At 71.3% G+C, this 13,721-nt stretch carries 11 protein-coding genes; 3 read left to right on the forward strand and 8 right to left on the reverse strand.

What is annotated here, in order from left to right; genetic code table 11:
• Window positions 1-43: 43 nt before the first annotated feature.
• Genes JNK12_01290 through JNK12_01305 form a run of 4 tightly spaced genes read right to left on the reverse strand, consistent with a single transcriptional unit; the run spans window position 44 to window position 5,952 of the window.
• Window positions 44-949 (reverse strand): transglutaminase family protein, encoded by a 906-nt coding sequence (locus tag JNK12_01290; GenBank protein ID MBL8774526.1) that lies wholly within the window; start codon window positions 947-949, stop codon window positions 44-46.
• On the reverse strand, window positions 946-3,498 hold the full coding sequence (locus JNK12_01295) for a circularly permuted type 2 ATP-grasp protein (protein ID MBL8774527.1): 2,553 nt from the start codon (window positions 3,496-3,498) through the stop codon (window positions 946-948). Before JNK12_01295 ends, JNK12_01290 begins: the two co-directional genes overlap by 4 nt.
• A 19-nt stretch (window positions 3,499-3,517) precedes the next feature.
• Window positions 3,518-4,519, reverse strand: coding sequence for an alpha-E domain-containing protein (locus JNK12_01300; GenBank protein MBL8774528.1), 1,002 nt, complete (start codon window positions 4,517-4,519; stop codon window positions 3,518-3,520).
• Complete coding sequence (locus tag JNK12_01305; GenBank protein MBL8774529.1) at window positions 4,516-5,952, reverse strand: circularly permuted type 2 ATP-grasp protein; 1,437 nt, start codon at window positions 5,950-5,952, stop codon at window positions 4,516-4,518. The genes JNK12_01300 and JNK12_01305 overlap by 4 nt, the downstream gene beginning before the upstream one ends.
• 189 nt (window positions 5,953-6,141) lie before the next feature.
• On the opposite strand from JNK12_01305, the gene JNK12_01310 reads away from it, so the two are divergent.
• A complete protein-coding gene (locus tag JNK12_01310; GenBank protein MBL8774530.1) occupies window positions 6,142-7,359 on the forward strand; it encodes a DUF4032 domain-containing protein in 1,218 nt (405 codons plus the stop codon).
• On the opposite strand, the gene ugpC is transcribed toward JNK12_01310, so the two are convergent.
• The 4 genes from ugpC to JNK12_01330 form a co-directional block, all read right to left on the reverse strand.
• The gene (gene ugpC / locus JNK12_01315; GenBank protein MBL8774531.1) at window positions 7,356-8,525 is read right to left on the reverse strand and encodes a sn-glycerol-3-phosphate ABC transporter ATP-binding protein UgpC; all 1,170 of its coding nucleotides are present in this window, start codon (window positions 8,523-8,525) and stop codon (window positions 7,356-7,358) included. The two genes, JNK12_01310 and ugpC, sit on opposite strands and share 4 nt — an antisense overlap.
• Before the next feature lie 17 nt (window positions 8,526-8,542).
• The gene (locus JNK12_01320) at window positions 8,543-9,376 is read right to left on the reverse strand and encodes a carbohydrate ABC transporter permease (GenBank protein ID MBL8774532.1); all 834 of its coding nucleotides are present in this window, start codon (window positions 9,374-9,376) and stop codon (window positions 8,543-8,545) included.
• Window positions 9,376-10,191 carry a sugar ABC transporter permease gene (locus tag JNK12_01325; GenBank protein MBL8774533.1) on the reverse strand — a complete coding sequence of 272 codons (816 nt, stop codon included), beginning with the start codon at window positions 10,189-10,191 and terminating at the stop codon, window positions 9,376-9,378. The genes JNK12_01320 and JNK12_01325 overlap by 1 nt, the downstream gene beginning before the upstream one ends.
• A 110-nt stretch (window positions 10,192-10,301) precedes the next feature.
• Complete coding sequence (locus tag JNK12_01330) at window positions 10,302-11,591, reverse strand: extracellular solute-binding protein (GenBank protein ID MBL8774534.1); 1,290 nt, start codon at window positions 11,589-11,591, stop codon at window positions 10,302-10,304.
• 154 nt (window positions 11,592-11,745) lie between these two features.
• Here JNK12_01330 and JNK12_01335 point away from each other — a divergent pair, with 154 nt between their 5' ends.
• Both JNK12_01335 and JNK12_01340 read left to right on the forward strand, forming a co-directional pair.
• Entirely contained in the window at window positions 11,746-12,270 is a 525-nt protein-coding gene (locus JNK12_01335; protein ID MBL8774535.1) for a DUF1269 domain-containing protein, read from the forward strand.
• Window positions 12,267-13,712 (forward strand): amidase, encoded by a 1,446-nt coding sequence (locus JNK12_01340; protein MBL8774536.1) that lies wholly within the window; start codon window positions 12,267-12,269, stop codon window positions 13,710-13,712. The genes JNK12_01335 and JNK12_01340 overlap by 4 nt, the downstream gene beginning before the upstream one ends.
• Window positions 13,713-13,721: the final 9 nt, after the last annotated feature.

Genomic DNA, 13,721 nt, shown 5'->3' on the forward strand with positions numbered 1-13,721 from the left:
CGCTCAGGCGCTCAGGCGCTCAGGCGCTCAGGCGGTCAGGCGGTCAGGCGGTCAGTACCGGATCGCCATCGGGGACGGGGGTCACGTCCACGGAGACCGTCAGTTCGTGTGACTCGCTCTCGGTGAAGATCACCCCCTTCAACGGGGGCACGTCGCTGTAGTCGCGGCCCCAGGCCACGGTGACGTACCGGTCGTCCACGAACTGGTCGTTGGTCGGGTCGAGGTCGATCCAGCCGAGGCCGGTCACGAAGACACCGACCCATGCGTGCGAGACGTCCGCGCCCTGCAACCGCGCCATGCCCGGCGGTGGCTCCGTCTCGAGGTAGCCGCTCACGTACCGGGCGGAGAGCCCGAGCGCGCGGAGCCCGGTGATGGTGAGGTGGGCGAAGTCCTGGCACACCCCGGCGCGTCGGGCGAGGAGCTCGTCGACGGTGGTGTCGACGTCGGTCGATCCCGGCTGGTACTCGAAGTCACTGCGGATGCGGGCGGTCAGGTCGGCCAGGGCCTCGACGAGCGATCGCCCCGGTGGGAACGACCCGGCCACGTACGCCGCCGCGTCCGGCGAGGGTGCTGCGGCCGGCGACGGAAGGGTGAACTGGCGGGCGTCGAGCGCATCCGGGTCCTCCGCGGTGCGCAGCCCGTCGCGGACCTCCTCCCACCGGAGTCCACCCGCGGGCCCCAGCAGGACCTGGCGACCCCGGATGTCGACGATGCTGGTGGCCGTGACCACGAGCTCGGTGTGCGGCTCGAGCACGGCGTAGTGGGCCACCCGGTTACCGAAGAAATCTCGGCGGACGCGGTACTCCTCGGGGAACGGGTCGACCGACAAGGTGGTCGAGTAGCACTGCTGCCCCGTGAGCTCCCGCGGGTGGAGACGGGCCTCGCCGTAGGTCGAGAAGACCTCCCGCGCGTAGCGGTACTCGGTGCGGTGCACGACCTTGAAGGTCATCGGACGCCGGGATCGTTGGGCATGAACACCGTCCGCTGGGGCATCTGGTGGCTGAAGTGCTCGACGTCGAGTGCCTCCGCGGAGCGGACCAGGAGGTCGTCGAGGCGCTCGAGGAAGGCGATGAGCGACGGCCGTCGACCGGCGTCGTCGAGCTCGCTCAGCGCGGCCGTGTCGGCGACGCGCACGAGATCGGCGGCGGCCTCGGTCAGCGTCTCGACGGGCGATGCGCCCGCACCCTGGCGGCGGGGGAGCCCCACCGTGGCCTCGTGGAGGGCGGCGGTCTGGTGGGCGAGGGAGCGGGGGTTGTCCGGATCGAGCACGAGGAGATCGAGCACGGTGTCGACCTGGGCACGGGACCGGTAGCGGCGGCGGTAGGTGATGATGCTCTCGGCGGCGATGAGCGTGGACTCGAGCACCAGGCTGTCGGTGGCCGTGCCCGTGGCCTCGGTGACCGTGGCCCGCAGGAGGGCGGTCAGCTGCAACGAGCGCTCGATGCGACGACCGGCCTCCAGGAACCGCCAGCCGGCGTCGCGGACGGTGTTCTCCGCCGCGAGTCCCGAGAGCGCCAGCAGCGCTTGCAGGACGCGCCCGAGGGCCGTGGGATCGGGGCCGCTCGCCGAGCGGAGGCGGAGGTCGTCGAGGTCCCGGTCGAGGTGGCCCACGACCAGCCACGTGTCACTGCTGAGCAGGTCACGCACCTCGGCGGTGGCGTCGAGCATGTGGCGCACATCGAACGCCAGCGAGCCCGCCCGCCCCTCGTCGACGAGCACGGACCGCAGCTCGGCGTCGGGGTGTGCCAGCCGGTCGGCGGCGTCATCGCCCACGAACCCGGGCCACGTGCCGGACACCTGAGTGAGTGCACGGAGGAGGATGCGCACGCTCGTCACCCCCGCCGGCGTCGCACCGGCCGCGAACTCGTTGCGGCGGTCGGCGATGACGCGCAGGAGGCGGGCCAGCACCTCGGCGCGCTCGGCGTAGCGGCTCATCCAGAACAGGTGCTCCGCGGCGCGGGGCGAGGTCGGGGGCCGGGGTGCGGGCTCGGCGTCCTCGTCGTCGGATGCCGGCTGGAGCCAGAAGCCGGTGAGGCGCTCGGGCTCGGCCGCGAGGACGCAGGTGTCCTTGCTGAGGGCGCCGGCCTGGTTGGTGATGAGCTCACCGATGGCATCGGGGGCCACCCGGCTCAGCCCTCCGGGCATGACGATGTAGTGGTCGCCCCGGGCCACGGCGAACGTGCGCAGGGTGGTGCGGCGCGGGGCGAGGCCGGCGTCGGTCACCGTGGGCGACGTGCTGATGTCCACCGGACGCTGGCCGACCCACGCGTGAGGCTCGGCCTCGACGCGGCGGGCGAGATCGGCCCGCTCGGTCACGCTCAGGTGCCAGCCGAGCGAGGGGGTGGGCCCGTGGTCGCGGCCGATGGGCTTGACGACCAGCTCCTCGAGGTGGGCCAACACATGGGATCGGGCGGCGTCGTCGCCGCACCACCAGGTCTCCGCGGACGGCAGGACGAGGGGCTCGTCGAGCAGGGCCTCCGCCAGTGCGGGCAGGAAGGGGAGCAGGCCGGGGTTCTCGAGCACCCCGCTGCCGAGGGTGTTGACCACCGAGACGGTTCCCGTCCGGCAGGCCTCGAGGAGGCCGGGCACGCCGAGGTTGGAGTCGGGTCGCAGCTCGACCGGGTCGCAGAACGCCGCGTCGACCCGACGGACGATGACGTGCACGGGCTCGAGGCGGCCGATGGCGCGCATCCAGACCCGGCCGTCGCGGACGCGCAGGTCGGCACCCTGGACGAGCGGGACCCCGAGCTGGGCGGCGAGGTAGCCGTGCTCGAAGGCCGTCTCGCTCCACTGGCCCGGGGTGAGGACCACGATGCGGGGGGTGTCGTCGGTAGGGGGCGCCACCTGGTGCAGGGCGGACCGCAGCGCCCGGAAGAACGGGGCCAGGCGCTGGACCTGGGCGGACCGGTGCAGTCCGGGCAGCACGCGCGAGACCACCACGCGGTTCTCCAGCGCGTACCCGACGCCGGAGGGAGCCTGGGTGCGGTCCGAGAGGACCACGTGGCGGCCGTCGGCGCCGCGGGCGAGGTCGGCGGCGGCGAGGAACAGCTGGTGGGGCCCCGGGAGGCGGATCTGGTCGCACGTGCGCAGGAAGCCCGGGTGGCCGTAGACGACCTCGGGGGGCAGCAGGCCGTCGGACAGCAGCCGGCGCTCGCCGTAGAGGTCCTGGAGCACCCGATCGAGCAGCAGCGAACGCTGGATCACGCCGCGCTCGAGCCCGGCCCACTCGTCGGCGCTCAACATGAGCGGGACCGGGTCGGTCACCCACGGGCGGGGCCCGGGCCGGTCGCCGGCGGTGACGTGGTAGGTGACGCCGTCCTCCGCGAGCAGCCGGGCCGCCTCTGCGGCCCGGGGGTTCAGATCGCTCTGTGCGTCCAGCGCCGCCGTGACCGTGGCCCAGTGATCGCGGATGGACCCGTCGGGAGCCACCATCTCGTCGAAGGTGCCCGCGAGGGACGGGTAGGGGACCGACAGGCTCGGCCCTGCGGCGACGCTCACGCCGACGAGTCTGGCGTGCTCATCCCGCCCCGGTGAGCGATGGTGCCGGCGAGAAGTAGGTGGCGCCGAGGGCGTCGTGGAGGAGGTTGAGCCCCCGCTGGAGGTCGTCGACGACCCGCAGGAGCTCGTCGGCGCCACCGGAGGTCGGGTCGATGGCGCCGAGGCGCCGCTCGAGGGCCGCGCACTCGGTCATGGGCACCTCCTGGCGGGGCAGCTCGAGCAACCAGCGGGACACCCCGATCAGGCAGTGCTCGACCGAGCGCGGGAACTGAGGCTCGAAGAGCAGGAAGCGGACGGCGTCGGCGCCGTGCACCACGCCGCCCGTGGCTCGTCGGTACATCTGCTCGGCCCCCAGGGAGCGGAGCGCGGCGAGCCAGGTGACGTCGACGAACGGTCGCAGACCGCCGTCGGGGACGGCCATGAGGATGTCGGCTTCGACCTCCAGCACCCGGGTCGTCATGTCGGCCCGCTCGACGAAGCGCCCGATCTCGAGGAACGAATAGGTGTCGTCCCGGTTCATGGTGGCGTAGATCGAACCGGCCACCAGGTGGCACCGGCGGATCACCTCCTCGCACCAGGCCAGGCGGCCCGTCCTCCCGATGCCCTCGCGGCGCGTGTCCCGCACCCAGAGGTGGAGCTCGTTGAGCGTCTCCCAGGTGCGCCGGGGCACCATCGTGCGCGTCACCCGGAGGTCTTCGCGGGCCTGCTCGACCGAGCGCACCACGGACCCGGGGTTGAGCGGGTCGGCGAGGAGGAACGAGACCACCTCCTCCTCGCTCGGGTGGTCGTGGACCAGGTGGTAGTCGGCGTCGCTGCCGGTGACCGCCAAGAGCGGCGCCCAGGTCAGCCCGGCGGACTTCGGGAGATCGAGGAACAGCTCGGTGTGGGTCTTCACCAGGCGGGCGGTCGCCTCGGCGCGCTCCAGGTAGCGGCCGACCCAGTACGCGTTCTCGGCCACGCGGGACAGCAACATGGTGGGGGCCTCCTGGGGTGTCGGGGGTCGGGTCGGGTCGTGGCTCACCGGTCGCGCACCTCGATGGTCAGGCCGGACGCGGCCGGTCGGCCGACGTCGGGATCGATGATCCAGGTGTCCTTGCTTCCGCCCCCCTGTGAGCTGTTCACGATCAGCGAGCCTTCCTGGCGGGCCACCCGGGTGAGCCCGCCCGTCGTGACGTAGGGGTGCTCCCCCGTGAGGATGAAGGGGCGGAGGTCGACGTGGCGCGGCGCGATCACGCCGTCGCACAAGGTCGGGGCGGTGGACAGCGCGAGGATGGGCTGCGCGACGTAGTTGCGAGGATCGGCCTCGACCCGGCGGCGGATCTCGTCCTTGTCCGCTTCGCTGGCGTGCGAGCCGACGAAGATGCCGTAGCCGCCCGACTCGTTGGCCGGCTTCACCACCAGATGGTCGAGGTTGGCGAGCACGTGCTTGCGCTGCCGGTCGTCCAGGCACACGAACGTCTCGACGTTGGGCACGAGTGCCTCCTCGCCGAGGTAGTAGTGGATCAACGCCGGGACGTAGGCGTACAGCACCTTGTCGTCGGCCACCCCGGCGCCGGGTGCGTTCGCGATGGCCACGTTGCCGGCCCGCCATGCGGCCATCAGCCCGGGGACGCCGAGCGCCGAGTCGGGCCGGAAGACCTCGGGATCGAGAAAGAGGTCGTCCACCCGCCGGTACACGACGTCGACCCGCTCGAGCCCGCCCACGGTGCGCAGGTACACGACCTCGTCGTCGACCACCAGGTCGCGGCCCTCGACGAGGTGGGCGCCCATCTGCTGGGCGAGGAAGGCGTGCTCGAAGTAGGCGGAGTTGTGGACGCCGGGGGTGAGCACCACGATCACCGGCAGGTCCCCGGGCCGAGGCGAGAGCGATCCGAGCAGCTCGCGCAGGCGCGTCGGGTAGGCGTCCACCGGGTGGATGTCGAGGTCGCGGAAGAGGTCGGCGAACACCCGCTTGGTGATCTGGCGGTTCTCGAGCATGTAGGACACCCCCGACGGCACCCGCAGGTTGTCCTCCAGGACGTACATCGTCCCGTCGCCGTCGCGGACCAGGTCGCTGCCGGAGATGTGGGCCCAGGTGCCCTGGGCGGGGCGCACGCCGCGGCACTCGGGTCGCAGGTTGGGCGAGTCGCCGACGACCTCCGCGGGGACGACACCGTTGCGGATGGCGCGGCCTTCGCCGTAGACGTCGTCGATGAAGAGGTTGAGGGCGATGAGGCGCTGGGTGAGCCCCGCCGCGATGCGATCCCACTCGTGGGTCGACAGCACCCGGGGGATCACGTCGAAGGGCCACTCCCGGTCGATGTTGGCGCCCTCGGAGTAGACCGTGAAGGAGATGCCCATCGCCCGGATGGCGAGCTCGGCGGCGGCCTGGCGCTCGTGGAGATCGGTGCCGAGGGCATGGAGCAGGTCCACCACCCCGTCGCACGCGGGCCGGGGACCGTCGGTCCCGAGCATCTCGTCCCACCCCCGACCGGGGTCGTACGCGCGCCACGGGTCGTCGCCGTCCCCGGGAGGAGGGGCCGGCCGGGAGGTGGCGGTGGCGTCGGTGATGGGAGGAGGCTGGCTCCCGAAGGTGACAGCGGTGTTTCGGGTCCGTGAAAAGCCCTCCTTCCCGGTGCCTCCCCGCCGTGCCAGCATTCCTCCATGGCTGCGGCCGCGTCGGAGTTCGAGTTGGTGGTGCGCGGTGGCCACCCCGATTTCCTCGACCTCCCCTGGGCGTCACCCCTGGCGGCCTGGTCGCACCCCCGGATCGTGCCGATGGCGCACGGCATCAGCCGTCACGTGGTCCGCTTCGTGCGCTACGACCACCGGGTCTACGCGGTGAAGGAGACCACCCGGGCCGCGGCGGAGGCCGAGCACCGGGCCCTCGTGCTGCTGCGCAACACTCGCCTCCCCAGCGTCGAGCCCGTCGGTCTGGTGCGGACGCGCGAGCCCGACGGCGCCGCCCGGATCATCACCCGCTACCTCGACTTCTCTCTGCCCTACTGGTACGTCATCGGTCGCGAGATGCCCACACCCACCGATGTCCTGCTCGACGCCGCGGTGGTCCTACTCGTCCGGCTGCACCTCGCTGGTGTGTTCTGGGGGGACTGCTCGCCGTCGAACATCCTGTTCCGGCGGGACGCCGGAGCGATGATGGCCTATCTGGTCGATGCCGAGACCGTCGAGGTGCGACCGTCGCTCGGCGACCAGATGCGCGCCCACGACGTGGAGATCGCCCACGAGAACCTGGTGGGCGGGGTCCTCGACCTCCAGGCCGCGGGGCGCGTCGACGACGACGTGGACGGGGTGGCGCTGGCCGACGACCTGGTGCAGCGCTACGAGTCCCTGTGGCGGGAGCTCACCAGCGCCGACCGCTTCGAGGGCACCGAGCGCTGGCGCATCGACGCCCGCGTCCGGCGCATCAACGACCTCGGCTTCGACGTGGACGAGCTCGCCATCCGCTCGGAAGACGGAGGCGAGGTCCTCGACATCCGACCCACCGTGGTGGACGAGGGCCACCACTTCCGGGCGCTGCGCCAGCGGACGGGGCTCGAGGTGCAGGAGAACCAGGCCCGTCGGCTGCTCGCCGACATCGAGAACTTCCGCGCCCGGCTCGAACAGGACGAGGGTCGACCGGTGCCCGACGCCGTGGGCGCGGCCCGGTGGCTCGCCGACGTGTACGAGCCGGCGGTGACGTCGGTGCCCGAAGAGCTCGCCGACCGTCTGGAGGCCGCCGAGCTGTTCCACGAGATGCTCGAGCACCGCCACCGGATGGCCGAGGCGGCCGGCCGGGAGATCACCAACACGGAGGCGATGGCCGACTTCCTCACCACCGTGCTGCCCGCCCGTCCCGGCGAGCAGCAGCTGCTCGACCCCTAGGCCTCCGGGGCGTCGGCGAGGGTCAGGTTGGCACCTGTCTCTGCGTCGAAGACGTGCATCGCGTGCGGGTCGAAGCAGAGGTGGGCCGTGCCGCCGGCGTCGACCGTGCTCGACGGGTCCAGCGCGACCACGAGCTGGCTCCGCATGCGCTCGCTGTCGAGGTCGCGCTCGAGCTCGTCGAGGGTGCCGGTGAGCTCGTCCGGGGCGTCGTAGGGCAGGTAGGCGTACTGCTCGTTGCCCAACCACTCGACCACGTCGATCTCCGCCTCGAAGCGGACGGTCCCGTCGGCCGGCTCCTCGTCGGAGCAGTCGTCGAAGGACTCGGGCCGGATGCCCACCAGCACGTGCTCGCGGTCACCGACCTTGGCCCGCACGTCGTCGGGCAGCGGGAAGGTGACGAACGGGAGCCGCAGCTCGTCGCCGTCGAGCGACGCAGGCACGAAGTTCATGGGCGGCGAGCCGATGAACCCGGCGACGAACAGGTTGACGGGCTGCTCGTAGAGCTCCCGGGGCTTGGCCACCTGCTGGAGCTCACCCCGTCGCAGCAGGGCAACCCGGTCCCCGAGGGTCATGGCCTCCACCTGGTCGTGGGTGACGTAGACCGTCGTGATCCCCATGCGGCGCTGCATGCGCAGGATCTCGGTGCGCATCTGGCCGCGCAGCTTGGCGTCGAGGTTGGACAGGGGCTCGTCGAACAAGAAGGCGTCGGCGTCGCGCACGATGGCCCGACCCATCGCGACGCGCTGGCGCTGCCCGCCGGAGAGGTTGCTCGGCTTGCGGTCGAGGTGCTCGGTCAGCTCGAGGGTGGCCGCCGCCGCCTCGACCTTGGCCTTCACCTCGTCGTCGGGCACGTGACGCAGGCGCAGCGGGAAGGCGATGTTCTCGAACACGGTCAGGTGCGGGTACAGCGCGTAGTTCTGGAAGACCATGGCCAGGTTGCGGTCCCGTGGCGCCTTCTCGTTGACCCGCTCGCCCCCGATCAACAGCTCACCGTCGGTGATGTCCTCGAGGCCGACGATCATGCGCAACAGCGTCGACTTCCCGCAGCCCGAGGGGCCCACGAGGATCATGAACTCGCCGTCGGCGATGTCGAGGCTCACGTCGTTCACCGCGGCGAAGCCGTCGCCGTACTCCTTGACCAGGTTGCGGAGGGTGATCTCGGCCATGCAGCGGTGCTCCTTTGTCAGCCCTTGACGGCCCCCGCGGTCAACCCGGCCACGATGCGGCGCTGGAAGACGAGCACGAGGATCACGATGGGGATGGTGACGACGACCGAGGCCGCCATGACCGCGGTGACGGGCGACTGGAACTGCGACTGCCCGGTGAAGAACGAGAGTGCGGCGGGCACGGTGCGCGCCCGGTCCGTGGAGGTGAGCGAGATGGCGAACAGGAACTCGTTCCAGCAGAAGAAGAACGTGAGGATGGCGGTGGTGAACACGCCAGGGGCCGCCAGCGGGACGATGACCCGTCGGAAGGCCTGCCACGCGGTGGCGCCGTCCACCTGCGCCGCCTGCTCCATCTCCCACGGGATCTGGCGGAAGAAGGCGGACATGGTCCAGATGGAGAGCGGCAGGGCGAACGTGAGGTACGGGATGATCAGCCCGACCCAGGTGTCGTAGATGCCGAGGCCGCGCCACATGTTGAACAGGGGCCCGACGAGCGCCGCCTGCGGGAACATGGCGATGGCGAGGGCCATGGACAGCAGCAGCTTCTTGCCGGGGAACTCGAGGCGGGCGATCGCGTACGCCGCGAACATCGCCACGATCACGGACAGCACGGTGGCGATGATCGCGATGCCGAACGAGTTGCGCAGCGCAGCGGTGAACAGCTCGTTGTCGAACGCGCTCTCGAAGTTGTCCCAGGTCCACTCCTTCGGGAGGAAGCTGGGCTCGCCGGTCCGGAAGGTGTCGGGGCTCTTGAAGGCGAGCGAGGTCATCCACAGCAGGGGGAACGCCGCCCACGCGAGGATGACGAGCCCCCACACCGTCCACCAGTTGCTCGTCCGCTGTCCGGCCATCAGCTGTCCCCCCGCACTTGGCTCAGGTCGGTCCGGAACACCTTGATGAACACGAACGCGATCAGCACCACGGTGGCGAACAGCAGCACGGACACCGCCGACCCTGCGCCGAGGTTCACGAGGGTGACGTTCTGGCGGTAGGCGAGGAACGACAGCGTCTCGGTCTCGTTGGCGCCGCCCGTCATCACGAACGGGTTGTCGAAGATGCGCCAGGCGTCGAGGGTCCGGAACAGGACGGCCACCATGATCGCCGCCTTCATGTTGGGCAGGACCACCTTTCGGAGCCGCTGCCACGCCGTGGCGCCGTCGACCTTGGCGGCCTCCATGAGCTCCTCGGGCACCTGGACCAGGCCGGCCAGCAGCAGCAAGGAGATGAACGGGGTCGTCTTCCAGATCTCCGAGAGGGTGATCACGAACAGCGACGACCAGCGCTCGCCGAACCAGTTGAAGTCACCCAGCCCGAACCACTGGTTGACGAAGCCGGAGTCGAGCTGGAAGGCGTAACGCCAGATGAAGGCGGACACCACGGTGACGATCCCGTAGGGGACGAGGATCGCGGTCCGGATGAGCGAGCGCCCGCGGAGGATCCGGAACATGACCCAGGCGAACGCGAAACCCAGCACGAGCTCGACGGCCACGCTGATCACGGTGATGGTGGCCGTCGTGGAAGCGGCGCTCCACCAGACGGGATCGGTCAGGACCGTGACGTAGTTCTGGACACCGACGAACTCACGGCCGTCCGGGTCGGTGAGGCGGTAGCGGTACAGCGACAGGACCAGCGCGTACCCCAGCGGATAGGCCGTGACGAGGATCATCACGAAGAACGCGGGGGAGGAGAGGCGCAGGCCGAGCCGGCGCTCGTGGCGCAGGCGATCCGACGCGCGCGGCGTGAGCTTCGCCGGGGTGGTGGTGGCGGCGACGTCGGTCACAGGAGTCGATCCCCGCTCAGCACCTCGCCCATGTACTGATCGGTCTCTTCGGGCGTCTCGGGTGACCGGACCGAGCGGGCCGGGTGCCACGTGCGCTGGACCGACGTCGACACGTCGCCGTAGTACGGCGTGATGGGCCGGGGCGCGGCCTCGTCGATGGACTCACGGATGAGGTCGGCCATCGGGAACGTCTCCCGCACCTCGGGATCGTCGTAGGCGGCGGCGCGGGCCGCGGGGTTGCCGGACTCGACCATGTACTGGGCGTTGTTGTCGGCCGAGGTGATGCACCCGACCGCGTCGATGGCCTCTTCGGGGTGTTGGGTGAAGTTGCCGATGCCGAGGTTGATGCCGCCGAGGGGCGGGGCGCTCGGGCGGTCGGGATCGGTGCGCGGGTACCGGGCCCAGGCGATGTCGTCGAACACGCTCTGGTCCAGCGCTCCGCTGTCGACCTCGCCCTTTGCCGCGGCGTAGACGTAGGGCCAGTTCACCATGAAGCCACCGGCATCGCTCTGGAAGAGCGACCGTGCCTCCTCCTCGCCGGCGGTGGTGATGTCGCCCGGTGCGGCGGACGAGTGGGCCAGGCGGTCGACCACCTCGGCGGCCCGATCCCCGGCGGGCGACGCCATCGACGGTGTCGCGTCGGCACCCCGGTCGGCATCCTCGACGATGGTCCCGCCGGAGGAGGCGACCAGGGCGTTGATCCAGACCATGTAGCCCTCGTAGCGACGGGCCTGCACGCCGATGCGGCGGTCGGTGGCCTCGGCGGCGTCGATCAGGTCGTCCCAGGTGAGGTCGTCGGCAGCCGGATCGACACCGGCTTCCTCGGCGACGGACTGCCGGTACCAGAGCAGCTGGGTGTTGGCCCAGAAGGGGGTCGCGACCAGCTCGTCCTCCCAGAAGGCGGTCTCCAACGGGCCCTCGAGCACGTCAGCGGTGAGCGCCTCGACGGCGGCCGGGTCGGTGATCGCCAGGAGGTACCCGGCGTTGGCGAACTCGGCGACGAACGGGGGATCGAGGCTCATCAGATCCACCGAGGAATCGCCCGCAGCCAGACGCCGCACGAGCTGCTCGCGCTGTGCGTCCGCTTCGTTCGGGAGGATCTCGGTCTCGATCCGGTACGCGCCGTCCGCGGCCTCGGTGCACTCCCGGGCGAGGGTGGCCTGCCCGCCGTTGTCCGGGTTCGTGTACCAGACGAGCGTCGGTGCGCCGCTCTCACCGCCGGAGCACGCCGCGAGCCCGGCCGCGCCGAAGGCGAGGGCGACCAACAGTGCGCTACGACGGGTCACGGCACCCTCCCCGGTATGACTCCGTCGTCACTACCCCGTGCGGTGCCGCTCCAGAACCTGCGACCACACTTCGTCGGACGACCCCGGCGCAGCGGTCTGGTTACGGTGTTCCCCGCTGTACGTCCCAGACCGTGCGTCACCTCAAGGAGCCCACGTGCCCATCGACACCTTCTTCGCATTCTTCGCCACGTACGACGACGTCGAGGACGCCAAGGCCGACTACGACGCGGTCAAGGCCCTGCACGTCGAGGTCGACCTGATCGACGCCTACGACGCCGCCGTCATCGAGCACCCGATCGACGGCAAGGTCCGCATCGTGGCCAAGCACGAGACCCCGACGCGGGTGGGCGGGGTGCTCGGCGGCGGCGTGGGCCTCGCCACCGGCCTCGTGCTCGTCCTCTTCCCGGCCGCCGCCATCGGCACGGGGTTGCTGGCGGGGACGACCGCCGGCGGCGCACTGCTCGGCGCACTGGCCGGCCATGCCGCCGCGGGCATGAGCCGCAAGGACCTGAAGGAGGTGGGCGAGCACCTCGACGCCGGGACGGCTGGCCTCGTGGTCGTCGCGGTGTCCGACATGCAGTCCAAGGTCGAGCGGGCGCTGGCCCGGGCCAAGAAGGTCGAGGCCAAGCAGGTGAAGGCCGATGCCGAGGCGATCGAGCGGGACGCCACCGAGTCGTGACGTCGGCCGAGACCTCCGCAGCGGTGCGGACGTCCCACGCGTTCGACGACGAGCTGGCCGCCTTCGACGGCGTCGCCACCGCCGAGGCGGTCCGCTCGGGCGCGCTGTCCGCAGCCGAGGTGGTCGGCGCTGCGATCGAGCGCGCCCGTCGCGTCGAGCCGGAGCTCCACGCGCTCGTGGTCGACGACTTCGAGCGGGCGCGGTCCGCTGCTGCCGAAGGCCGGGGCGGAGCCTTCGCCGGGGTCCCGACGGTGATCAAGGACATGACCGACGTGGCCGGGCTCCCCACCCGCAACGGTTCGGCTGCCTTCTCGCGGGTGGGGCCCGCCACCGAGACGGGGGACCTCGCCGCGCAGCTCTTCGACATGGGCATGATCGGGCTCGGCAAGAGCACCCTGCCGGAGTTCGGCTTCATCCCCTGCACGGAGTTCCCCGACACCGAGCCCACCCGGAACCCGTGGAACCTCGACCGGTCGACCGGCGGCTCGTCCGGAGGCTCGGCCGCCCTGGTCGCCGCCGGGGTCGTCCCGATCGCCCATGGCGCCGATGGAGGCGGGTCGATCCGCATCCCGGCGGCCTGCTGTGGCCTGGTCGGTCTGAAGGCCACCCGCGGTCGCCTGGCCCGACCACCCGAGTCCCGCCTGATGCCGGTGGACGTCGAGGTCGAAGGGGTCGTCAGCCGCACGGTGCGCGACACCGCCCTCTTCTTCGCGGAGGCCGAGAAGCGCCACTGGAGCCGACGGCTCCCGCCGCTCGGCCACGTCACCCGCCCACTGGCTCGGTCGTTGCGCATCGGCACCGTGATCGACTCACCTTCGGGCTACGAGGTCGACGCGCCGACGCGGATGGCGTTCGAACGCACCGTGGAGCTCCTCGAGGGCCTCGGTCACTCCGTTCGACCCGTCGAGTTCCCGGTGGGACGCCAGTTCGCCGACGACTTCATCCACTACTGGTCCTCGCTGGCGTACGCCGTGTCGGTCCAGGGGCACCGGCTCTTCGACCCCGCCTTCGACCGGTCGCAGCTCACGCAGCTCACCCAGGGTCTCGCCGCCCGTTTCCGGGCCAACCTGCGCCAGACGCCGGGTGCGGTCTACCGCCTACGCCGGTCGACCGCCCGCTACGCCGATGCGTTCGACGGCCTCGACCTCGTCCTGACGCCCACGGTCGCGACGATCGCACCGGAGATCGGCCACCTCGCGATGGACCTGCCCTTCGACGTGGTCTTCCCCCGGGCCGAGGCGTGGGTCGGCTACACGCCGCTCGCCAATGCCACCGGTGCACCGGCCCTCAGCCTGCCGCTCCACCACGACGACGAAACGAACCTGCCCGTCGGCGTGATGTTCAGTGCCGCCCACGGCCAGGACCGCCTGCTCCTGGAGCTCGCACTCCAGCTCGAGGAGGCCGCGCCATGGCCTACCCTCGGCCATCCCGGAGGCGCCTGAGGCGCCTCG

The sequence above is a fragment of the Acidimicrobiales bacterium genome (assembly GCA_016794585.1).
In the GTDB taxonomy this organism is placed as follows: domain Bacteria; phylum Actinomycetota; class Acidimicrobiia; order Acidimicrobiales; family DATDAH01; genus JAEUJM01.